Here is a 24,793-nt window from a genome sequence, read left to right as displayed (position 1 = left end):
ACGTTACACAGGAGGTGTTGATAATGGCAAAGATGGCTATTGCTGATCAGGTCTTACAGCGCCAGGATAAGGACGGTATGCTCCGTCGTGCACTGGAAAGAATCATTCAGTTGTATACGGATAAGTCTCATTTTGTGTATGAGCTTTTGCAGAATGCGGAGGACGCAGGAGCAACAAAAATAAAGTTCGAACAGTATGCAGACAAACTAGTGGTTTTGCATGATGGACATCCTTTTTCCATGGATAATCTGCAGGGATTATGTGATATTGGTAAGTCTGATAAGACAGATGATCTTAATCAGATTGGCGAATTTGGAGTCGGTTTTAAATCTGTTTTTGGTATTTGTGAAACTGTGCGTTTATATAGCCATCCAAGTAAGTCTGATCAAGATGCAGGATACCATCAATTTGCAGTAGAAATTAAGGATTTTACACACCCGGTGGATATTGAAGATCAGGATGTGGATTTAGGATACACCACCAAATTCGTTTTTCCATATAGTGTAGGGTTTACTTTTTCTGGTTTTACAACAAAAGAGAAACTGAACGAAGTGTTGTCTAAAAGATTGCAAAATCTTGGTATTACGACACTTTTGTTCATGAAAAATCTTCAATCTATAGATTACAAAATAGAACTTCCAAAATTGAAAACAAGTGGATCTTATTTATTGGATAAGGTAGAAATAAATGATCATTGCTCGTTAGTTTCAGCTATAGGAGAAACAGGGGTAAAAAAGGAAAATGAAGAGGTCTCTTACCTTGTGTTTTCCAGAAATGTAACGGGCATTCAGGCAGGAAGAACTATAGATATCGCTTTTTCGGTTATGGTTGACGAGAAGGGGGAATATACATTTTCTCCTTCTAAGTCTCCTTATATTTCTGTATATTTTCCGACTGAGACAGAGAGCAAGCTTAAGTTTATTGTACAAGGCCCTTATCGTACTACGCCTAACAGAAGCAGCGTTCCGGCAGATGATAAAGATAACATTGATTTAGCTGAACAGACATCATCATTGCTGCGTGACAGTGTAATAGAATTGCGGGATTCTGGAAAACTTAATTTTAGCTTTTTAAATATACTTCCGGTAGATAGTGAAGTCTTTTATAGTGCACCTCTTTTTGAATGTATGTTTTCTGAAACAGAAGCGATGATGAAAGAAGAACAACTTCTTTTGTGTAAGGATGGTACATATGCATCAGCTGATTCTGTGAAAATTGCGAGAGGTTCTGATTTTGCTGAAGTGTTGACCGAGGAACTACTGACAGAATTGTTAGATGATGGTACTGAATACCATTGGCTTCCGACGTTTTTAACTGAAACAAACAAAACTTATAAAGCGTTATATGAATTTTTGACAGATGTATTAGATATTGAGGTTATACGTCCAGAAAACTTAAGAAATTCATTCAATAATAACAGAGCCTTTCTTCCGAAAAGAGATGATGAATGGCTTGTAAAACTATATAACATGTATGACTCAGTAGCAGCAGCTTTCTCTAAACAACGAGGAGGTTCTAATATGCTGACAGCTGAGTTTGTTAAGACATCAAAGGGGGATTTTGTGGCTCCATATCGTAAGAGTGATGGAAGCAATCAGAATACCTTTTATTATCGAGGATATGAAAATGCATCATATCTTCCTAATGTTTTTCTTCCAAGTTCTAATACCGAGGGCATGGATGATATTTTTTTTGTGGATGAGAACATTTTAAAGAGGTGTCGTCATTTCTTTACAGAGATATTGAATCTTCAAAAGCCAAATGAATATGAATTTTTTATTCGTGATTTTAAGAAGCGATATGAGGGCGGAGAAGAAGTATCGGATGATCAACATGTTACCGATTTGAAGAGGCTATTGCATTACCGTGGAAATAGTGATTATCGCGAAGAAGTTACTAATCTTATAAAGACATATCTTAAATTAAGGTGCATTAAGGATGGTCAAAAGGTATATGTAAATCCAAATAAAGAGAAAGTGCTTTTCTCAGTTAACGCTGAAGGTATGAGTATAGAACAGTATTATTCGCATATCATTAGCTACCCATATGTTGATTCTGAGTTCTATAAAATTGAAGAAATTGATTCTGATCAGCTAAAGATTATGGGAGTTGTTGAGGAAGTAGCAACGGGGCTTGATAAGACTAATGGAGAGTATTATACAGGAAATCCCGGGCGACAACCTGAATGGACAACATATAAGAATTTTAGGTGGAAATTGAGTCTGGATAAGATTGATGCTGTGCTTGAGTATATTTCAAGTCATCCAAAGGCACCTGATTCAATGGCAAAGTCAAGCTTTATATATCGCTTTTTACAGAACCACGAAACCATGCTTTCAGGTACAGTATATGTTGGAGGTAGTGCACCAAATATACCTAATACATATTCAGATATTGTTACAAAGCTTCGACAGGACGGCCCAAAACATAAATATTATGGAATGAATTGGAATGGAAAGTGGCTGTTTACTGAGTCTGGAGAATTGGTATCGCAAAAGGAAATAACAAAGCGAGATTTACATCCGCAGCTATATGGAGACGTCAAGCCTGAATCAGATTTGTATGAGATTCTAGGATTTGCAAAAAGTGAAGAAGATCAGTTGGAGGAAGCTGCGAAAGACTATGACCAGCTTGATGATGAAACAAAAGAACAGTTCTTTGAAATAGAGCTGAGGCGGAGATTTGGAATATCTATTACTGATCTTGAAAAAAACTATGGAACTGGTGTTACTACAGCAGATACTTCACAAGGATATACTCCACAGGAATACTTTGAATTCCCGTCTGCAAGGGTAAAGAACTGGGATTCGTTACGAAAGCATGCGGCTGAGGTATTGGTATTTGCTAGCCCTGTAAAGTATGAGTATAAGGTAAGAAAGATTCGCGTTAGCAAGCCGGACAGTGAAATAGATGCATATCTTAGAAGTATGTATAGAGTAGAAGGCTCATATAAATATGCTTGTCAGATGTGCCATGAACCAGTGGCAACTTTCGAGAAATGTCAACTTTCAACTGGTATGGAAAAAGAGCTGGATGCTATGTATCTTTGTATGTGCCCAAATTGTGCTTCAGAGTACAGGAGAATGAGATCTGACGAGTATGATCTTCAAGAGTTTCTTGAAGATATTAACAATCTTGATGAGCAGGATATTAATTCAAATGATCCTGTAAAGATTCAATTTGGAAATGAATCTATTTGGTTTACGCAAACGCATATTGCGGAAATTAGAGAATTGATGGCTTTGAAGGATGCGGCAGATGAGTATAAGGAACCGGTAGTGAGAACCAGTGATTCTGATATACCAGAGAAAACGGTTATTGTAGATGATTTCGAAGCTGAAGAGGTACATGCAGGTACAGATGTTTACAAAGAATATATTGGTAAACGTATTCGTCACATATCTGAAGGATTTGGGGTAGTGAAATCTTGTGATGGTAAATATTTTGGTATTGAATTTGAAAAAGGTCCTAAGGCGGGAAAGGAAACAAAATACTCTATAGAAGCTTGTCTATCAAAAGGATTGATTCAATTGATGTAGAGATAGGAGGGACGCTTTGGTACAACATTTATCAATCAGAGTACCGTGGCATGATCATGGATGGGACGGAACCATCTGTCAAGATCCGAGCGGAAATACGGCTTGTCTTAAGCTTAATGGTATTTTGGAAGGAAAAAAAGAAGATGTTGAGCAGACAATATGCGGACAATGCATTGCTGGGTATGAGAATGAGATTCCATGCCTAAGTGAAGGCGCTGCATTTATGTCAAGCCAACAGTTTGTGGCTGTTAGTACACATCCATATGTTGGATATGGATATGAAGAGTATCAGCATTTTATGCCTACTGAAAATGTCTATCCGCCGTATTCGTTACCAGCTCGCCCTTTTGCATGGCTTCTAAAGAAGTCTATGCATGATTTAAACCTTAAATATAATCTGAATATTGATGAAGAAGTAGAGACGAATTGGCCGCGTGGAAAAAGCTGGCTTCAGATGGGGGAAAGTCACCAGGCAGTATTTGATTACTTTTATAAAGATGTGGTGCCTGACCAGTCATTATGTTTAATTTATGCAAAACAGGTGCCGTTTATAGAGGATGTTGGAAGAGTTATTATCGGTATTGGGCATATTAAGCACGTTTCATTACCGGTTGAACACAAGAGAAGTAAGAAAAACGGCATAAAATCAATGCTGTGGGAAACACACATCAGTCATTCAATTAGAGAAGATCATAAAGATGGATTTCTGATTCCATATGACAAGATTATAAAATATGCTGAGGAGAACCCGGATTTTGATTTGAAATCTGTATGTGTGATGGCTCCAGCAGATGCTTTTGGTGAGTTTTCTTATGCTACTGAGCATGTAACATATGATGCAGTAATTGAGGTTCTATTATCATGTTATAAGGCATTTCAGATTATAGATAGAATTCTTGATGAGGATTATTCAGGTGTCCTTCAATGGATAGATGCTCAACTAAATGAGGTATGGGATGAACGTGGAGCATTCCCTGGCTTGGGTTCAATGCTATGCGCTTGCAAGGTTAATTATGGAATCCTTGTGGCAAAAGAAATAATAGAAAAAGCTGGAGATAATGATGTATGGAAAGTTGCAGATCAAGTATTTAAAAAACCGGAATCTGTATTAAGTCCATCTCTTGCAGTAGGGATAGATGAGATTACATGCAAGATGTGGAATGGCATGGCGAAGGAAAGAAAGCAACTTTTTAAGCTTTTGGCTCGTTTCGATTTAACTATCAAGCAAGCTGATGTGCTGTTTCAGAAGAACCAAAGAAGTAAGGAAGGTATTTTTTTATCAGATGAAGATATTATAGCTAATCCGTACCTGCTATATGAGAGTACAAGGCTGAAAAGAGAAGAATTAGCTATTTCAGTAAAAAGAATTGATCGTGCTGTTTTTCCTGTAGAATCGATACGAACACAATATCCGATAGAAGCTCCAACAAAACTTAATTCTGACAATGATGTGAGAAGAGTTAGAGCTTTGGCTGTTTATGCGCTTGAACAAGCGGCAGAGGACGGAAATACCATACTTCCGGCAAATCATCTTATGGATATTATTCAGGAGATGCCACTCCAGCCTGAGTGCGGTGTGACGTTAGACCATTTGGCTGTAATAGAAGATGAGATTGCTTCTGAAATCATTACGAAGCAAATGAAGAATGGTGATAAGTATTACAAACTTAAGCGTTATGAGGACTTTGCGCATGAAATTGAGCGAAAAGTAAGAAAGAAGTTAAAATCTGGAAGAATAGAAATAGATGCGGATTGGGGAAAGCTGCTTGATGATTATCTCAAGAAAATGAAAATACCAGATAATCCTGATCCTGAAAAGGAGAAGAGAATTCGCGCTGAGAAAACCGCTGCTCTTAAAGAACTTGCAGAATCTAAGATTTCTGTTCTTGTTGGCGATGCTGGTACAGGGAAAACGACTGTTCTTGCAGTATTGTGTAGCCATCCAGATATCACACAAGGTGGTGTTCTTCTGCTTGCCCCAACTGGGAAGGCTACCGTTAGGCTGATGGAAAGCATGGGAGAATATGGAAAAGAATTTGATGCTTATAATGTTGCTCAGTTTCTTTCGGGTGTAGGTGGCTTTAACTTCAAGGATATGAGGTATAAGATTCCGGAAGAAAAAGTTACAAAGAAGTATGAGACAGTTATCATTGATGAGTCTTCTATGCTTACAGAGGATATGCTGGGTAGCTTAATGAATGCAGTTGGCGCATCAAAGAGAATTATTTTTGTAGGCGATTCTAATCAGCTTCCGCCTATTGGTGCTGGTCGCCCTTTTGTTGATCTTATTAAGATATTAAAACCTGATTTTGGCAAAAAAGTTCCTCGTGTTAAACACGGGTATTGTGAACTTATGGAGAACTGCAGGCAAGCATCTTCTGGACAGAGATTGGATGTTGAATTTGCCAAGATGTTTACTGATTCAAAGATTGATTGGGAACGTAACATTGTTACTGAAATTCTTCAGGATAACGGCGAAAATATTAAATTTGTTAGATGGAATAATAAAGATGAACTCCAGGAGAAACTATTCCAAGTTTTGGCTGATGAATTTGGTATTTCTGATCAGGAGAGTTTTGATAAGTCATTAGGTGGAAACAGAGGAAAACATGGAGAAGCATATTCCTATTTTAATAAGGGATGTGCTGTGAATGTTGAAAATTGGCAGATGTTGGCACCTGTCAAAAACATGCCTCAGGGTGTGCTAAATCTGAATCACCTAATTCATTCAAAATTCAGGGCAGAGGGTCTAGTTCTTGCTGGTCGAAAGGATAAACGTATTGCTAGTCCTTGGGGACATGAGAGCATCATATATGGTGATAAGGTAATCAATGTTCGTAACATGAGGATGCAGGGGTATCCCAAAGAGACTTGCCGAAATTATATAGCAAATGGTGAAATAGGAATTGCCTGTGGAGATTTTAAAACAGATAGAAAGTGGGATGACAATTCATTAAGAGTGGAGTTTTCTTCACAGAAAGATTATTCATATTATTACAATTGGAAAAACTTTGATGAGGAACGTGGAACAAACGACCTTGAACTTGCCTATGCCTTAACGGTTCATAAATCGCAGGGTAGCCAGTTTGATACGGTTGTTCTAATTCTTGCGGAACCATGCAGGATTCTTTCAAGGGAAATGCTATATACAGCTTTGACAAGACAGAAGAAGAAAATAGTTATCTTGTATAATGAGGATCCTCATAGACTTATGGATTATGTATCACCAAAGAATTCTGATATAGCACAACGATTTACGGATTTGTTTTCAGAAGAACTATTACCTGATAAATCAGTGAATAAACCAAGTATTGTTAAAGTAGGAAACAAGTTCTATGAAGATAGCTTGATTCACAGGACGACACGTGGGGAACTTGTGCGTTCTAAGTCAGAAGTAATCATTGCAGATCATCTACTCAGCAATGGTATAAACTATGATTATGAACCTGAGGTCACTGTGGATGGAAGAAAGTTCAGACCAGATTTTGTAGCATATGATCCTGATGATGATGAGATATTCTGGTATTGGGAACATGTTGGCATGCCTACTGATTCAGGTTATATGTCAAGATGGGAAGAAAAGCTTGCATATTATAATGCACATGGAATTTGCGAAGGAAAAAATCTAATTATTACTTCAGATGGTGATAATGGAAGTTTGAATTCAAAGGAGATTGACGATCTTATAAAAAGAACGTTTGACTTATAAGTTTTTATACAAATAATAATATATCAAATAGGACGGTAAATTATAACAATGGCTAGAATAGAAACTCTTACGGCATATAAGTGTAGATTTAGTTACCTTCAAAGGAATAACCCATTGATTGAAGAACAACGGGAAGCAATAAGGAAGGGTGAGGAACCAAATTATTCTTTTTCTGATTTTATTGAGACATATAAAGAATACACGAGCAACCTTGCAATTGGTGAAAATTCAGACAGAGCAATTGCTTTGACAGAAAATAAAGTAGAGTTTCGAGAAAGGAACGAAGTTAAGATATGGCATATAATGCCCAATGCAGGTAAACAAGGAAAACCAATTACAGTAATGAAAAAGACCGGAGAAAAACATAATTACGGTTCAGATGCAGCTGCGTTATATGAGTATCATGTTTTTGTTTATGAGAATGATAACGGATTCATAGCTATTTTTCACAGGCAAAATGGATCTGGATGCAAGAGTGTCTTCTTAGAAACAGCAAACAATGCTATTAAGGGAAAAGGCTTAAAACTTGAGATGGAATTGATTGTTCCAATGGTTGATGAAATAAACGATGTTACACCAACAAAAATCATAATGCAGTTTTCGAAACAAGAGCTTTCTTCAGATGTTGCAGATAATGTTAATGGGACAAAAAAGAAACATATTATAAGAGAAGTAGTGTTAAACCTAGAGGAACAGGAAAATAGTAAAATTCTTGATATTTTGCGTAAATTGCACGCAAAAGAGATTGATCAAGCAAATGCATTTACGTTAATTAAGACTGAGCTTAACGATGATGTAGATTATAATGATGCCGAGATTAAAGTACGTATAGGGGGAAAACGTCATCAAAAGATTCGATGGTGCGAATTTGAGAGTATAGTTGGTGCCCATGATATTTCAGCTAGATTATATGAAGCTTATAAAAGTTCTCATGACTTTGCAGGAGAATTAGCAAAGCTTTCAGATGAATACTACGATGATATTCTTGAATCTGAGGAGGTATAACATATTGAAAAATGCAGTTCTAAGCATAATGGCTATTGCTATTGTTATACTTATGTTGTTTTGCAACAAAAAAGTTATGATTTTTTCAATTTTAAAAAGCCAATTCCAAGTTTATAGAAATGACAATACTAAAAAGACTTCAATATGGGATATTCTTTGCTTTGTTTTTATGCCGATTATCTTGGGTGGGATAATTGTTCTTGGATTTGAATCCAATATAGATGAAAAACTGGCAGGAGTGTTAACGACAGTATTTGCATTTATATTTACTGTGTTGTTTGGATTTGCAGCTATATTGGTTGGAAAGCTTAATAGTGATAATAAGCTTGAAAAACAGGTGGTCAATGAGACATTTGTCTCAATTATGACCTGTAATATTCTGTCTCTGTGTTCGGCAATTATGTCTATAATTGTCATTATTGTTAAGAATAAAAATGTGATAGCTGCATTATCTATATGCATTTACAGTTTTTCATTTATGATAGTTATGCTTTTATTATTGATAACGAAGAGAACATTTGTAATCTATTGCAGTAATCAAAAAATTAAACAATAAATAAAGGAATAAGTAATTGATTATATGGAAAAACTCAGAGAAATACTTTTTCTTAGGGCTATAAGCGGAGTTGGAAATGCCAGGGTTAGTAAGTTCTATCTTCAGTATTTGCTTAAGAATAATGAGATAGATGTATTAAAAGATCTTGTGTTAGCCAGTGAAGCAAAGGCTGATGAGGATAGTGTTAATCAAGCCATAGAAATCTCTAATAAGATATATGACGAGATTTTAGATAGAAGTGATTTGCAAGTATATACAATCTTGGATCCCGAATATCCTAAGAAGCTGAATGCCCTGGGTAATAAACGCCCCTGCATCATATATGTTAAAGGCGATATAACCGTGCTAGACGAAAAAAACATAGCAATTGTTGGAACACGTGTTCCGGTGGAAAATACTGCTAAAAAAGAGTTGTCTTTCGTAAAAGCAACTATTGAGCGTTCTGAACGTGTGATTGTCAGTGGCTTGGCAGCAGGATGCGATACTATTGCACATAAAGCGTGCATTGATTCCGGGGGTAAAACAGTTGCGATGTTACCGTGTGGATTTGATCATATTGTTCCGGAAGAAAACAAAGCTCTTTGTGAAGAGATATTGGCTACAGGAGGAGCATTGATTTCAGAGTATCCGCCGGATACGAAAGCTACGCAGTACACCTTTGTTGAGAGGGATGCCATTATTGCAGCACTTGGGGATGCGACGCTTGTTATGCAGTGTGGTATGAAGAGTGGAACCATGCACACGGTTAACGCGGCTGCAAAAATGCATCGCCAAATTGGTGTTTATAACCCTGGAAATAATGCGATTGGAGATTTTTCTGGAAATAGGTATATAATAGAGAGTAAGGATGGATTTTCCATAAGCGATACGGAGGAGCTTGGAAAGTTTTTAGAATCATTGAGGGAATCAGAAGGTACTGAAGAACCTGTTCAAATGACTATATTTGATATTATGGGTGATTGAAATTGGAGTTCAAACGTACTGATTCTGGAATTCTATATCTTTATGATTACTATCCGTCAAGATATGCAGAGCATAACGGCGTAAGTGAGAATATTCTTAAATTCAAGGATAATGATGACTATGCCGTTGCTTTTTTATGCACTGATATTAAGGGTGCTATTGATGTATATTTCAAAAAAAGGCGAGAAGCCTTATCTGATGCTATTGTCTGCATCGTTCCTTCACATGAAAAAGATATATATAGCGATGCACTTAAGTTTCTTGCAAGTAGTGTTTGCGATGAGTTTGGGTGTAAGAATGCGTGGAATCTTATACTCAGGACAAAGACCCATGAGAAATTGTCAGGTGGTGGAGATAGGAGTGTAAAAGGACTTCTTGATACCATGGCGCTATACGCAGGCTATAATCTGACAGATAAAATGGTTGTGGTATTCGATGATATAACTACTACCGGGAATACCATGGAGGCTGTGAAGAGACTGCTTAAAGAAAAAGGCGTTAAGGATATTTATGCCATAACGCTTGGTAGAACCTGTGAAGGTACGGCAAAAACAGATCTTCAAAATGATGAAATCGGTGACAATGAGCTGGATAATACGGAGCGTGAACAGAAAGAAGAGAAGAAAGATAGTATTTTGCCCATAAGCTCTATAAAGTATGAGAAAGAATACTCTCATGAGCTTGGTGCGAAGTACTCAGTGCTTTTGTGTGGACAAAGTCTGTCTGAATATCTTGATAGCATAAAAAAATGGATCGATTATGGTATTAAGGTTTTATGGTTTGGTGATGCTGCGTCTGTCGAAGCACTTAAAGGTATAGATAATAGTAAGAAATATATCAAAGCGCGCTTACTTCAGGTTTTTGTTGTGAGCGGATATAAGGGAATTGTGATAGATGGGAATGATGAGTCTGGCCTTATTAGTAGGCTGGAATCAGCATGCCCATCTTTTAATGCAGCTCAGTATAGGGTTGAGCATTGTAGCCCCGATGAACATATTGTTGTTCAGGCAAGTGCTGGCACTGGCAAAACCTCTGTAATGATAGACAGAATAATGTATCTTATGCACACTGTTCCGGGGCTTCATATGTACGATATTTATATGATCACGTTCACTAATGATGCCACAGAGGAGATGAACCGCAGGCTTCAGGATAACTTGTTGAACCGATATCATTTGACTGGAAATGTTAAGTATTTCAGGTGGGTCGAAGAACAGTCCCAGATGAATATCAGTACTATTCATAGTTTTTCTTATGAAGTGCTTCGGAAGTACGGCATTAAGCAGGGATTTACTGGGAATCTTTGTATAAAGAGCTTCAAGAAAGATCGTAACGATCTGATATTTGAATATATGGATAACCTGCTGGAAACAGATTCTTCCATAAAAGATCAGGTTGGAGAGCAGTATTATACGACGAAGGCTCTGATAGATATGTTCTGGGATGAGTGTGCAAAGGTTGGTCTGTCACATGAGGCAATTCATAACCTGAAATGGGGAGAGACATTCCCTAATGAAGAATCAAACAAGTTCGGTAAGTTTGCAAAGGAAATAATCCCTAAGCTTGATGATGAGTTTTTCGAAGTAAAGCGTAAGATGGATGCTATATCCTTGAGTGATATTATAAGGGATCTGCAGATGGTTCTTGGGGAATTCATAAAGCAGAAAGAAAGAGATGATGCTAGTGAAAGTCCATTATCTGGGCTTGGAATGAAGTATCTTTTTATAGATGAATTCCAGGATACAGATTTATCTCAGATAGATGTTGCAAATCAGTTGGTAAAACTAACAGGGACAAAGCTCTTTGTTGTTGGTGACGTAAAACAGAGTATCTATGGCTTTAGAGGTGCAAATGACGAAGCATTTCAAACGCTGTATAAAGCGCTTGATGGAAATGGAAACTGCACTGGTCATATAGATTTTTCACTTAAAAATAACTATAGAACTGCAGAAGCCCTCATGCAATCAATGGACAAAATCTTTGCCAGATGGGGAAGCTCTGAGATGCTTAAATATGATGCGCCAGTAGTTCCATTAAATAAGGATGCCTGTGGCGGACTTATAATATATCATTGCCTCGAACCAGAAAAACCAGACGGGGTAATACTTTCAGAGAGCGAGGAAGATAAGGAGAAGACTGAGGATTTCTTTGAAAGAAGACAGACTCTTTTTGAAGATCCATCGCAGCCTTCAGCGAGAGAAATAGCAGAGAATACACAGAAAGCCCTTGACGATCTTATGGATAGGGTCGAGAAATTAAAAGAGGCAGGCAAAAAAATTGATGAGAAATTTAGGGTTGTACTGCTGACAAGAACCAATGGCCAGCTGGATCAGTTGTCCATGCTCCTAAGAAAGCATAAGATTCCAAACGTAACGAAGAGGGAAGGCTATTTTTATAAAAGCGAAGCAGTGAGGGATTTTTATGCTCTTATATGCTCCTTCTTATTTGAAAATGAACCGAAGCATATGTTTAATTTCTTGATGACGCCTTATGCTGGGGATGTCGGAACTATAGACATTAAGGCAATGGAGGCGTTAAACGGGGATAAAGAGCAATTATGTTTATATCTGTCTGATTTTATTAGGAAAACAAAGTGGGATAACTATAGGAACGGACTAAGGTTAAGACCAATTATTTCAGTTTTGAAGGACATAGTTGAACAGATTCCGGTAGTCGAGAACTTTATTGTTAATACAAGGAGAGCCCTTCTTGATGATGGCTGGGATGAAGAGAATGCTAAAGCAGTAACTTATGCCAGGGCGTCACAATATAAAGCAAACCTTGAGAAGCTCATTGAGCTTATACAAAGTAATTTCAGTGACGAGAGGCTTAGCCTATATGTGCTCTATGTTTTCTTAAAATCACAGATAGCTACGAACCGTGAGGAAGAAGAACCTGAGACCAGGAATGATAATGATTATAAAAGTGTTCTGTGCGTGACTACACATAAATCAAAGGGATTGGAGTTTGACACAATAATCCTTCCTTACACTGGGAAAAAGCTCTCGACGAAAGAAAGAATGGAAATGATTATTGATACCAAGGATCTTCGAGTGGGATGGAACGGAGGCGGATTAAATTTCCAAAATGAATTCTACACGGATATGCATGAGATGAAAGTGTTTAAGGATAGGGCGGAAGAACATCGAATTTTGTATGTTGCCATGACGAGGGCAATAAACAAGCTTATTGTTATCGAACCAATGCGACCTAAGGAAGATACTTGGGCCAGCTATATAGGATTATAAGGATATGGCAAGAAAAGTATACACCTATACTGAATTAAATAACCTTGGAAAATGCAGTTTTTGGAGTGAGATCAAGAGCATACCTCAGATTGTTGCCTCTAACGATATGCGATGGGCATTGAAAAATGATAGACCAAGGCATGAAAACGAATGGGATGGCCTTTTTGACTATGCTCTGGATTTCCATGCGATTTCCATGAATGAACTTCAGGGAGCCATAGAAGGGAGCTGGGCTGAGGATGCAAATAAATTTGCTATATATTCCTTGATTTCAAAAATGATTCAAGATTTAATCGATGATTCAGATGATATTTATGAGCAGAAATGGCTTCTTGGATGTATCAAAAATGTTGGTGGCATTTTCAATTCCATAAGCAGACTTGAGGCTGCTGGGGTAAGTACAAACGAATTGTATACTTTTGGGGATCAGAATGTAGAACTCCTGATACAAATATGGAAAAAACTTCTTGATAGCAGCATATATGATGAAAATATTTTCGGACTTCCGCAGTTAAGAGAGCGGATTGAATCTATAGAAAAGCCTGAACTCATGCAGGAATTGCTTAATAATGCATATGGATTTTCGCCTCAGAGAAAAATATCAAAAATAGTAATACATGGTTTGTACTATATAACACCTTTTCAGGAGAGATTTTTACAGGCTATGGAAAAGACAGGGATCGAGCTTATTTTTTTGTTTCCTTATGATTCACGTTATCCATTTGCCTATGAAATTTGGAAGAAAACCTATGGTGAAAATAAAAAATATGAGCCTATGAATAAATGGGTCAGTGCAGTAACAAATAAGGAAGATCCATGTGGCGATATTTTTGAAGGCAGAAAACCAAAGGTTAATAGGGAAGGTAAGGTTACTATTAGAGAATATGGATCCCTCATAGATTTTTCCAATGGTATTGCATGGAGTGCTGACCATGGTGAGGGCGTGTATTCTGCAGGAAGTAACGAAGCAAATGAGATTGTAAAAGCGTTTTATCCGAGGCTATATGGTGAAAGAAAGCTAATGGCTTTCCCGATTGGTAAATTCATATGGAATATCAATGATATGTGGGATGAGAACGAGAACGCAATCTGTCTTTCGGAGTACAGTCTGCTTGAGTGTTTTTCATCCGGATGGCTTACCCATGGGGAATATTCGGGCAAGGATTATGTAAGTGATCTTACGAAGATCATGCCATTTTTCAGGGATTGTAATAGGATCTCTGATTGGGAGACACGATTAGAAGAACTTGAAGACATAGAGAAAAACTGCCTTTGGAAAACTGCTAAAGGATCAGATAAGGATGCATACAGGTGGCAGCAGATGATGGGAAATCCTTTGTCTGATTTTAGTCAGTTCTCTGTTCCGGTAGAACGAGTAAAAGGCATTATTGTGCTTATAAAGCATCTTTTATTTATAGCGCGGGAGCTTTTTGTAGATAACAGGGAAATAAATATTTCTGAACATATCCGTAGATTAAATAAGATTCTGGATGGATGTGTAGTTACAGATGAAGTATCAGAGTTGGAGCGAGAAATTGCCAGGAAGATTCTGTATAAGCTGAATACAGATAATAATACAAGAATTAAATGTTTTCCTGCTGATGCAGCGAGAGCTTTGGAATTATATCTTGAAGGTACATTTGATGACGGTGAGATAAAGGGAAGAAACTGGGCTGTCATGTCGATGTACCATGTAGATTCTGCACATATTACTAAGAAGAAAAATGGGATTCATATCTGTTTATGTGACAATGATAGCATGCCCGGAGGTAAGGGGGCATATCCCTGGCCACTTAATGAAAATATTTTAAAGAATAGTTATGAAAAGAAGAAAAACGAACTGCTGAAATGCTGGCTGTATACGGCGGAAAATTCATCCCTTGCAAATAGATATTTCATGTATTCAGCTCTTAAGCATCGGAACGTATCTATATCATGGGTGTCTGAGATAAGAGGAAAGAAGAGGGCAGAGTCCCCTTATATTGGACTTATAAGGAGTGCTATAGATGTTAAATATTTTGGACCCAGGAAAAAAGGAGTTAAATGGAAGCAGGTTGAAGATGCAGAAATGATAGATGCCAAGATTACGGAGCATTGCTCTGATGATCTGACTCAAGAGATTCCCAAGGAAGCCAAAATGGATTATGGAGTTTGTCCGTTAAGGTATTTATATGGATATATTGTAGATGATGCACCAAGCTTCCAGGATGAATTCATGCAGAGCTTCTCTATTACATCGCTTATTGTGGCTATTTCTAATGCCATGAAAGATAAGAACGTTAAAATTGAAGATGTTTATCAGAATGTAATGGATTTGTTCCCGGCTATAAAAAAGTCAGCTAAACGACAGATTTACGATTATCTAACAGCAGACCGAAAGGATTATACGGAAGAGGATGAGGCAATAGTTGGAAGAGATTTGTGTGGCGGACTTTATTATACGGAGCAGCGGCTTAGAACGCACTTCCCGGATTATTCAGGAAGAAAGGAAGCACTCAAGGCATATGCAAAGCTGGATTCTGAAGAGGGTAAGAAGAGTATGAAGTTTACAAAGCCTGGTTTTGCTTATACACCAGAAGGCAAGATAAGGAAGTCACATCCTTGCGCATTTTGTCCAAACGCGGATAACTGCAAGTATTCTGTTTTTCCAAGAGACAGGGAGAAGGTCTATGGTTAATGGAGATTTTTGGAAGGAAGTATCAAAATCCTGGGTTTCGAAAAGCGATGGTATGACCAGACAGGTTAAGGAAGCATCTAAAACTATTACCAAAGAATCCAAAGAAGAATCTGATAAACTCAGGCGAGATATGAATACGTTTAACGATGATGATTTTGCGGATCTTTGAGGGAAACTACTATGGATGGAACTTTTTTGAATGCACAAAAGAGGATGCTGAAACTGACAGAGGAGCAGCAGAGGTGTGCAGATTATTCCGGGGACAAAACGCTGGTAATTAAGGCGTATGCCGGAGGCGGAAAGAGTACTGTAATACAGTATATAGCAAAGAAATACATAGAAGAATACGAAGAAAACTATGATCCAAAGGCATATAATAAGGTACTTGTGCTTACATATAATAAGCCGCTTGCCAGTGCTACTGCGCAAATCCTTGGTATAAATGGTGATAGAAGACGTTTTATTAAGGTGAAGACCGTTAATAAGCACCTTTATGATATTTGTGTTGATATAGGGTTGGATAGAAAAACTGTCTGTGATGACAAAACACAGAAGCAGTTTATTCGTGAGGCTCTAAAACAGTATGGAAGAGCTAACTCTAAATGCCGTCTCTTGGATCATCCTGCATGTGATGAAACATTCTGGCAGGAAGAAATTGAGTGGATGAAGTCCATGAATGTTACTACTGTGGACTATGATTATTACATGTCCCTGGAAAGAAAGGGGCGTGGGACAAATCTTCGTATGTCGGAGACTGATAGAGCAGATGCTTTTCGCATATTTTGTTGCTACAGACATATATTAAAGCAAAATGGTATGGTCGACTGGGGAGATTTTGCACTTTATGTGGCAAGACACGGTTACCAGATATCTACAAAGCATTTGTATGACCATGTCCTGATTGATGAGGCTCAGGATTTTTCACTGGCACAGATGAAAGCGGTAATGAATATCTTTAGAGAAGATATGACAATCGCTATGGACAATAATCAGAAACTTTATAATAAACAGTGGATTCCTAAAGATTTGGGAATAGATATTACAATAAAACGGCTTACTCAATCCATGAGAACTACAGCGCAGATAGACAGATTTGCGGAATCTTTAAGAAAAGGAAACGATAAATTTCTATCTGAGGATGATAGGAGTGATCATGTGGTTCCGAAGTTTAAGGGGCCAAAGCCTAATGTAGTACTGCTGAAATCCATAGAAGATGAAAAAAATTTATTGCTGGATATTGTAAAAAAATGGTTGAAAGACTTTAGTGATCAGACAATAGCGATTATTGCATCTAAGAATAACCAGCTGGATAATATTGCAACCTGGCTTAAGGAGGCTGGCATTCCAATAGAATTCATCAAGGGCGATCAGGATTTTAATATAACAAGACCTGGTGTTAAGCTTGTTACGACTCACAGTGCAAAAGGCCTGGAGTTTACCCGCGTTATTATTCCGCAATTTGTGGATGGTAATTATCCATATTCCTATTTGTATAGGCTTGAAATTGATAAAGAGAGACAGGACTATGAGGTAAGGGAGAGAAACAGGACCTATGTTGCTATGACCAGAGCGCAGCAGCGACTTGTCGTGACATGTGTAAAAGATAAAGCATCACCTTTTTTGAAGAATATTGATCCTAATACTTATGATCTTATCGATAATACAACTCAGGAAATTAGCGAAGATTTCATAGAAGACCATGTTGTTGATGATGGTGATGAAGATGATATCCCGGTTACAAAAAGTGCTAAAAAAGCGCAGGAAATAGGGATGCCCAAAGTTGATATAGATGAATCCGTTAAAGAAGAGTTTGAGAGTGTTTTATTTGAAGTTCTCGGAAGTCTTAAAGAGCGAGAGGAAAAAATAATACGCCTTAGGTTTGGAATAGAGGATGGTAAGAAACATACGCTCGAGGAAATTGGTAAGGGATTTGGCTTATCACGTGAACGAATAAGGCAGCTGGAGAAAAAAGGACTAAGAAAGCTGCATCATTTTACAAGAATAGGAAGAATAAAACCATATGTAGATCCGGAATTGGAGATAGAAGATATTCTTAGGCAGTTTGCAGATAAAAGCATTATTATTAGAAGGCCCAAAACCGCGGCAGAGCGATTAAAAGAATCGCCAGATAGCCAGTATGTTAATGAAGATGGTTCTATTAGTGACGATCTTCCAGTAGAGAAGCTTGGTTTGTCTGATAGACCATATAATTGTCTCAAAAGGGCAGGAATAAATACTTTGGGAGAGATTTGTGCTCTAAGTGAGGAGGAAATTTATAAACTACAATATTTTGGAACAGGATCAATGAGAGAATTGGTCTTTGTTCTAGGTGAATGTGGAAAAACATTAAAGGAATAATGCAGAAATAGGCGGCCTTATGACCGCTTATTTCATTTTTATGGGGAGTTCATTGAAAATTTTGTGCATCAGATTTAAGTTTTTATAATTCTTTAATAGCGGCACCCGAACAAATGTGCGATAATACATTTACAGAATACATGATTATATTGAACAGCACAGTTGAAAATGTTAAAGCAAGTAAAGAGAGGCTCGCTATGAAGAATGATGAGTGGAGGCTGACGCAGGAACTACGAAGGCTACGGAAATATGGTTTTTGCCTTCAGGCAAGAAGATGCTCCGATAATCAGCATGATTATAGATATGATATAGTTTTTGCTAATTCGAATGAAATTTTAGAGCCCTACTGCAGCTTAGAGGAAGTGCTGGGAATAATTAATTCAGTGGAAACATGCCTTGAGATGATAACAAAATATGGAAAATCTAGAGAAACGGAGGTTGGAACGGAAGAACGCAAATTCGATTGTGCAGGTGTGATTATTGGACAGCAAAAAGAGTAAAGTGTAATCATAGAAAACAAATTAAATACGGATTGGGGATTTGAAAAAAGAATTGTTGGGGATGCAGCATCGGCTTCATTGAAAGGTAGGTAGTAGTTATGATGAAAAAGACTGTGATTGCATTTTCAACTTTTTTAGTATTTGGAATAATTGTTGGCTTTATGGGTACGACAGTTCATGCAGAAACTTGGCGGGAAAAGATTGATAGGATGAATGAGGAGTATAACCAGAAGCTTTTGGATGAATTGGAGGCAGCAGGTAATCTTACTCAGGATGCAATAGATGCATTAGATGGACCAAATAGCACAAGAAAGCCTAATCACAAATCAAGCAGGAGCAGCGGTAGTAATACCCAGGGCAACGGAACCAGAACAACACAAGGAAAGGGATGGGTTTATTCTTCGGATGAACTGCATGTAATTGGTCTTCCTGAGGGCTCAAACGGATATACAAAACCAGGTTATTATGGCGATGTAGATAAATCCTATTCATCAGGATATTCCGGAGCAGGTAAAGGTTGGGTCTATGATGCCGATGAGCTTCATGTGATCGGTCTTCCTGAAGGTGAGGATGGATACACAATGCCGGGATATTACGGAGATATTGACTGATAACTAAATTGTGAGAAGGAACAGAAACTGAAAGTACTTGATAAGTGAGATCTGTGAAAGGTAGGTGCGAATATGTTAATGCATTTGTTATTTGGTGGAGAAGATGAACACGATGTAAGACTGTCGGATAAGGAGATAGAGAAACTTACTAAGAACATGTCGAGATCAGAGAAAAAAGAATTCTGGCGTAGACAGGAAGAGCTGGAAAGAGATCGGGAAGACAAAGAAGCCTGGCATTGGGCTATGGGCGACTGGGATGACGATGAATTCTAAGGAAACCAGGTTTTGGTGCTGAATGAATTCGCAAGATGAATATGCGAACGAAAAAGAAACCATGATTATATAGCATTATTCGTATAAAATATAGCAATTGCTGCGTTGAAGCTGTTTATTAAATCATATATAATTATAATGTTCAGTGAAGATAGTTTCTGTGGGGAACACAGCTTAGCTGTGAAATAGTAAGCTGAGATTTAGCTATACAGTATATTGAACATCAAAGTGGCTTTAAATGGCTGCTTTGATGTTTTTATATTCAAAAATAATGTATTAAGGTGGGGTGGAAGTGTGAAAAGTTTTAGTGATTGTCCTTTTAAGGTATCGCTTCCTAAGATAAGCAAGATTGAAAAGACTGTGAATCTGAAATTTGATATTATTTCGAAACCGGGTATTTCAAGCACTGTTGTCGTAGATGAAGTGGAGCTGGCAGATGGATTAGGGAATAATTACGCATTTTCTGTGACAGGAGCCACTAAGGAAGACAGCAAATTAAGAAGAGCTGTTGAGCTTGCGATGGAGCTCAATGGATCAGGCAGCTTTGTTCAGAAAAATGCAGATATCATGATTGGATTTCTTGCAAACAAAGGGAAAAAATATAAAGTTAGCTACAAAATAAATGGGGATTATTCTGTTGTGTTGGATGATGTTTCTTCCTTTGGAATGAGTGGTGAAGATACATCGAAGTATAATGAAGAGCTTGAGGCTGAGGATTCCTGGGAGGATGAAACAGAAGATGATGAGGACGATCAGTATGAAAGATCAGATTCTTCAGGAGCAGGGGATTATGTTAACAACAATCCAACAATGCTTGAATATAAAAATGCACTTTTTAGAGAGAAGTATTATCTCCAGGAAGATGGCGGCCGTAAGTATAAGGTAACTAACGGTAGATTTATTAGCGGTAAAAATGGAATTAATACATATAGCTTTGAAATGGAAGCAGAATTGCATTTGCCGGATGATGCTCCGGTAACTCTTACTGTGGGGGCAACAACAGCTACAGGATCGGTTCTTGTTTGTGAGAGTTTCCAGATAGTAATAAACATTGATAAAGATTTTGGCGTGAGTATAAACCAGGCGTATATAGGAGTAGAACCTTGGAAACTCTTAGAGGCGCTTGCCAATAAACTTGATAGATTATCTCGCACAGATAAACTTGCGATGAAACTTATTGAAGATGGCCCAGGCCTTGCATCAAGTCAGCCGATTTCTATTGTGCCAAAAGGACAGGATAAAGCAATAGATGCTGCGCTTGGTAATGATATCACAGTTATATGGGGACCTCCTGGAACAGGTAAAACATATACCATGGCACAGATAGCGCTTAATGCTATTTTTGACGGAAAGAGAGTTCTGGTAGTATCCCATAGTAATGTATCTGTTGATGGAATTGTAAAACAGACAGTACGGCAGATTACTACAAATGGAAAACAGTCATATCTTAGGGATGGTCAGATTCTGAGATATGGATATGTGAGAGATGAGGAGCTATCGCGTGATACATATGCGGTGGCTTATAACTATGCCCTGAATCATAAGCCCAAACTTCTTAAGGAGTCCGGTGATTTATATAAAGAGAGAGAACACCTGAGAAGATCGGGAGCTTACAATTCTGAAAGAGGAGCTGAGATAGAGAAGCGCCTTAAAGCTATTAGAAAAGAAGTAAGGGAAGATGAGAAAAAGTATGTTGCGAAGGCAGCATTTGTTGCTACAACTATTTCAAAGGTGACAGTAGATAAGGTTTTTGAAGATGCCAAATATGATGTCGTTATGTTTGATGAGGTCAGTATGGCATACGTTCCTCAGATAGTTTGTGCGGCCATGAGCGCAAAAGAAAAGCTTGTCTTGGTAGGAGATTTTAGGCAGCTGCAGCCGATTGCGCAGTCACCGGCACAAAAGACACTTTGCACAGATATTTTCGCCTTTCTTGGTATTGCTGTGCAGGGGAGAATGTATGCTCATCCCTGGATGGTAATGTTAAATGAGCAGCGAAGAATGTATCCGGAAATATCAGCTTTCCCTAATAAATTTGTTTATAGCAACCTGTTGAAGGACCATTATTCTGTTATTACTAATAATGAGGATACTGTCAGCAGGGAACCGTTTTACGATCATTCTACAAACATGATTGATCTGTTGGGGACATACTGTGCCTGCATGAAAAACAGTGATAATTCACGTTTTAATATAGTCAGTGCTATTATTTCGTTTTTGACTGCTCTTAACGGAGAAGAAGACGGTCAGAAATATGTGGGAATCATAACACCATATTCTGCTCAGACCAGGCTTATAAGGGCTATGATTCAGGATCATAGAGAATCGGATATCACGGATATTGCATGTTCAACAGTTCATCAGTTCCAAGGGTCAGAAAGAGATGTCATTATTTTTGATGCTGTGGAAAGTTATCCATCAACCAAAGCGGGATATCTGATGAGCAAAGATATGGATTCGGTTACCAGGCTGGTGAACGTTGCTGTAACGCGAGCAAGAGGTAAGCTGGTTGTAGTTGCTAATACAAAGTTCTGGGAAAGAAGATTTGAAGGGACACAGCATATTTTCTATAAGCTTATTCAATTCCTCAAGGATAAGAGTAATATTACATCCACACATCAGAAAAAACTGCAGAAGTATATAATGCAACTTCCGGAGACCAAGAAAATTAAGAATTATCAAAATCTTGATGACGCAATTAAAGTGTTTTCAGAGGATGTTGCAAAAGCACAGGAAAAGATAGTTATCTCCATTCCTGATGGTGAGCTTGATCCCAAAACTCATGAGCAGATTTTTAGTGTTATTGCTGAAGCAAAGCGAAATGGCATACGTATTCTCTGTAAAACAAATGGATACGACGATCTCCCGGATCAGTGGAAAACAATTGCATTTGCTACTGAAAATGCTGCATTTCCGATTATCATGATTGATGATAAGACGATGTGGTATGGCCTTCCTAAATCAAGTGGCAGATTTAAGGATGGAACGTTCTTCTTTGCTACAGTATGCCCTACAATCTACAGGATCAAAGGCGAACATACACTTGAGCTCATAAAGACATTCTCAGATCTTGAGATCAGGGAAAACAATGGAGAGAGAACTGCTCTTCAGCCTAAAGAGAAACAGAGACAGAGTCTCATAAGCATGTATACCAAAGGAAATAAACCTGAAGAAGATACTGGTGATGGACTGGTGGGACTTGCAAGGTTTGTTAATGAAGTCGAGAGATGTCCTGCTTGTAAAAGACCTATGGTTCTTACAAGGAGTATGAAAGGCAAGTGCTACTTAAAATGCTCCAACAAAGGATGTAAGGAAACAAAGTTCTTATCAAAGGATATCGCAAATATATATATTACGCAGAAGCGTGTGAAATGTCCGATTCATAACTGTGCACTACATGCCGGGGTTAGTAAGTTTGGAATATATGTGAAGTGTGAGATGGGACATTTTATGAAGCCGGATGAGATATAAAAATCTTTTGACTCAGGAAACCATGGAAATTAACGAAAAGGATTTCACAGTCAGGCTTACGAAAAGATATGGTAAAATGCTCGATAATGCCATGTGGTATATCGGGCATTTTCTGAATCAATGATTGGTTGCGAGATTCAATGATCTGTGAATACAAATAATAATGTAGCGATGGTACGATGTTTTTAGCAAGAGCTCTGCTTAATAAAAAATGAGAGAGGTGACAAACTATGGATTTGAAAGACGCATCAAAAACGCAGGAAATGGGAATTCGCTGCAGACAGATTAGAATGGTAAAAGGTATGAGTCAGCGCGAACTGGCGGAAAAGCTGAATGTAACCCCCCAGACTGTTTCCAAATGGGAAAAAGAGGGAATACCGAATCTTGATAATATTTATGCTATTTCCGATGCATTGGGACAGAACTTGCTTGATGATCAAATTGATCAGGAAGGCTCTGTGGGAGAGGTTGGAAAAGAGATATTATCTCTCCTCATAGCATTTGACGGATTAACCGACTTTAGGAATATTGTCTATAACTTATATGGAATGAAAAGTGACAGGGTTAGCAATGAGCTGTTTAAATTAGAACGTATCGGTGCTGTTATAAGAGAACAATATACTGATTTTAAGAAAGAAGAGCGTGATGTTGTATTCATAACGGCAAAGGGTGTCGTTATATATAAAAATATGAGCGGTTTAGGAAGAAAAACGATAAGCGAAGACGTTGTTACCTATGATGAAATATTGGCAGAAGGATACAATTCGTATCAGGAAGTTATAGACAACGATAAGGTTACAACTTTATTAACATCCTTAGATAATTCTGGCCTTTCATTTAGATGTGATTATATTACATACTTGGTTGAAAACCATTTCAATCCAAGAGAAACACAGAATCGAATAAATACAAATCTCTATAGCTATCCTGAAACCAGAGATGATTGTTTGTGTGGAGAGTCTTGTTATATCGATATATTGCGCAGAATGATGCAAGGGACAAATAGGAAAGAAGTAGATAAATACTTATCTGCGGGGCTCGAATGGTGGGAATCTGAGGATGGATGCGAAGAGAAAGATTATACTGAAGAAGCTTTAGGCATGGAGCCTGTTCAGGTAGAAGCATTGGAGTCAATTTTATGGTGGAGAGAAGATAGTCATGGTCCCAATTACGTTAATGAATTGCTCAATAGATTTAATAAAGAAGGAAGAATTGAGGAATACAAGGAAAGAACAGAAAAGGAAAAGCAAGAGAAAGATAAGGAGGAGTTTTATAATTCCTTGGATTTATCAGAGCGTGAAGATGATTTTATAAATGGGCTTACAGATGATGTTTTGTTTAACTGTAATAAATGGTTTACTGAAGATCAAATACGAACATTTGTAGAAGAAAACTTTTTAACCGCTCAGACTGATTCTGAAAAAAGAATTGATGATATGCTTCACAAGATATGGGAAGCTGATGAATCAACATTAGATTACTATTATTCATTTCCTAAGAGATGGGAAGATAACGGACTTGCAAAACTTATACGAGAAAGGGTTGGCGTTCCGGGAAGAAAAGAGAATACTGGAGCAGGTAAATGATATTTACAAGGAAGATGGCTAAAAGGGTCATCTTCCTTTTGCATTATATAGATAGTCAATGATTTGTTGAGGGATTCAACGGACTGTTGCTATAAATTGGGATACTGCTGCTCTACCATATTATTAGAAACCAACAAACCTATTTTGGGAAGGGGGAATTGCAATGAAGAATACTTATGAAGCGTATATATGGTTTGTAGAACAAATGATCGTATGTGTAGCGAGGATTATAGGACAGCAAATTTAGTAGGATGAACATGGGTAATAAGACAGGTTTTCTGTCTGAGAAAACAAAAG

14 protein-coding genes are annotated in these 24,793 nt (G+C 37.8%); all 14 read left to right on the top strand.

Translation table 11 applies throughout. The features are described from left to right. Nucleotides 1-23: 23 nt before the first annotated feature. Nucleotides 24-3,539, top strand: a complete 3,516-nt coding sequence (locus tag G587_RS0105670) for a sacsin N-terminal ATP-binding-like domain-containing protein (RefSeq protein ID WP_026491444.1) — start codon at nt 24-26, stop codon at nt 3,537-3,539. Nucleotides 3,540-3,555: 16 nt separating this feature from the next. Further along, nucleotides 3,556-7,248, top strand: coding sequence for an AAA family ATPase (locus G587_RS0105665; protein ID WP_026491443.1), 3,693 nt, complete (start codon nt 3,556-3,558; stop codon nt 7,246-7,248). 48 nt (nt 7,249-7,296) lie between these two features. After that, on the top strand, nt 7,297-8,253 hold the full coding sequence (locus G587_RS0105660) for a hypothetical protein (RefSeq protein ID WP_026491442.1): 957 nt from the start codon (nt 7,297-7,299) through the stop codon (nt 8,251-8,253). A gap of 4 nt (nt 8,254-8,257) precedes the next feature. After that, nucleotides 8,258-8,809, top strand: coding sequence for a hypothetical protein (locus tag G587_RS0105655; protein ID WP_242830039.1), 552 nt, complete (start codon nt 8,258-8,260; stop codon nt 8,807-8,809). A gap of 24 nt (nt 8,810-8,833) precedes the next feature. Next, entirely contained in the window at nt 8,834-9,772 is a 939-nt protein-coding gene (locus G587_RS21565; protein WP_051200784.1) for a DNA-processing protein DprA, read from the top strand. 2 nt (nt 9,773-9,774) lie between these two features. After that, the gene (locus tag G587_RS0105645; protein WP_026491440.1) at nt 9,775-13,020 is read left to right on the top strand and encodes a UvrD-helicase domain-containing protein; all 3,246 of its coding nucleotides are present in this window, start codon (nt 9,775-9,777) and stop codon (nt 13,018-13,020) included. 4 nt (nt 13,021-13,024) lie between these two features. Then, nucleotides 13,025-15,697, top strand: a complete 2,673-nt coding sequence (locus tag G587_RS0105640) for a hypothetical protein (RefSeq protein WP_026491439.1) — start codon at nt 13,025-13,027, stop codon at nt 15,695-15,697. Further along, nucleotides 15,690-15,866, top strand: a complete 177-nt coding sequence (locus G587_RS25375; RefSeq protein WP_155829436.1) for a hypothetical protein — start codon at nt 15,690-15,692, stop codon at nt 15,864-15,866. Before G587_RS0105640 ends, G587_RS25375 begins: the two co-directional genes overlap by 8 nt. A gap of 11 nt (nt 15,867-15,877) precedes the next feature. After that, entirely contained in the window at nt 15,878-18,055 is a 2,178-nt protein-coding gene (locus G587_RS0105630) for a sigma-70 family RNA polymerase sigma factor (RefSeq protein ID WP_026491438.1), read from the top strand. Between the two features lie 197 nt (nt 18,056-18,252). Beyond that, nucleotides 18,253-18,555, top strand: a complete 303-nt coding sequence (locus G587_RS0105625; RefSeq protein ID WP_026491437.1) for a hypothetical protein — start codon at nt 18,253-18,255, stop codon at nt 18,553-18,555. A 98-nt stretch (nt 18,556-18,653) separates the two neighbouring features. After that, nucleotides 18,654-19,166, top strand: coding sequence for a hypothetical protein (locus G587_RS0105620; RefSeq protein ID WP_026491436.1), 513 nt, complete (start codon nt 18,654-18,656; stop codon nt 19,164-19,166). A gap of 78 nt (nt 19,167-19,244) precedes the next feature. Beyond that, nucleotides 19,245-19,439, top strand: coding sequence for a hypothetical protein (locus tag G587_RS0105615; RefSeq protein ID WP_207637463.1), 195 nt, complete (start codon nt 19,245-19,247; stop codon nt 19,437-19,439). Nucleotides 19,440-19,733: 294 nt separating this feature from the next. Then, nucleotides 19,734-22,910, top strand: coding sequence for an AAA domain-containing protein (locus G587_RS0105610; protein WP_026491434.1), 3,177 nt, complete (start codon nt 19,734-19,736; stop codon nt 22,908-22,910). A 230-nt stretch (nt 22,911-23,140) separates the two neighbouring features. Further along, entirely contained in the window at nt 23,141-24,496 is a 1,356-nt protein-coding gene (locus G587_RS24215) for a helix-turn-helix domain-containing protein (protein WP_051200782.1), read from the top strand. The last annotated feature ends 297 nt before the right edge of the window (nt 24,497-24,793 follow it).

Origin of the sequence: Butyrivibrio sp. XPD2002, from assembly GCF_000423945.1 — a bacterium.
Classification (GTDB): Bacteria; Bacillota; Clostridia; order Lachnospirales; family Lachnospiraceae; genus Butyrivibrio.
This window is presented reverse-complemented; position numbering and strand designations above follow the sequence as displayed.

What these genes read in the sequence shown, in the direction of transcription:
- G587_RS0105670 (WP_026491444.1), top strand. Translation starts at nt 24, where the DNA reads ATGGCAAAGATGGCTATTGCTGATCAGGTCTTACAGCGCCAGGATAAG.
- G587_RS0105660 (WP_026491442.1), top strand. Translation starts at nt 7,297, where the DNA reads ATGGCTAGAATAGAAACTCTTACGGCATATAAGTGTAGATTTAGTTAC.
- G587_RS21565 (WP_051200784.1), top strand. Translation starts at nt 8,834, where the DNA reads ATGGAAAAACTCAGAGAAATACTTTTTCTTAGGGCTATAAGCGGAGTT.
- G587_RS0105640 (WP_026491439.1), top strand. Translation starts at nt 13,025, where the DNA reads ATGGCAAGAAAAGTATACACCTATACTGAATTAAATAACCTTGGAAAA.
- G587_RS25375 (WP_155829436.1), top strand. Translation starts at nt 15,690, where the DNA reads ATGGTTAATGGAGATTTTTGGAAGGAAGTATCAAAATCCTGGGTTTCG.
- G587_RS0105630 (WP_026491438.1), top strand. Translation starts at nt 15,878, where the DNA reads ATGGATGGAACTTTTTTGAATGCACAAAAGAGGATGCTGAAACTGACA.
- G587_RS0105625 (WP_026491437.1), top strand. Translation starts at nt 18,253, where the DNA reads ATGAAGAATGATGAGTGGAGGCTGACGCAGGAACTACGAAGGCTACGG.
- G587_RS0105620 (WP_026491436.1), top strand. Translation starts at nt 18,654, where the DNA reads ATGATGAAAAAGACTGTGATTGCATTTTCAACTTTTTTAGTATTTGGA.
- G587_RS0105615 (WP_207637463.1), top strand. Translation starts at nt 19,245, where the DNA reads ATGCATTTGTTATTTGGTGGAGAAGATGAACACGATGTAAGACTGTCG.
- G587_RS24215 (WP_051200782.1), top strand. Translation starts at nt 23,141, where the DNA reads ATGGATTTGAAAGACGCATCAAAAACGCAGGAAATGGGAATTCGCTGC.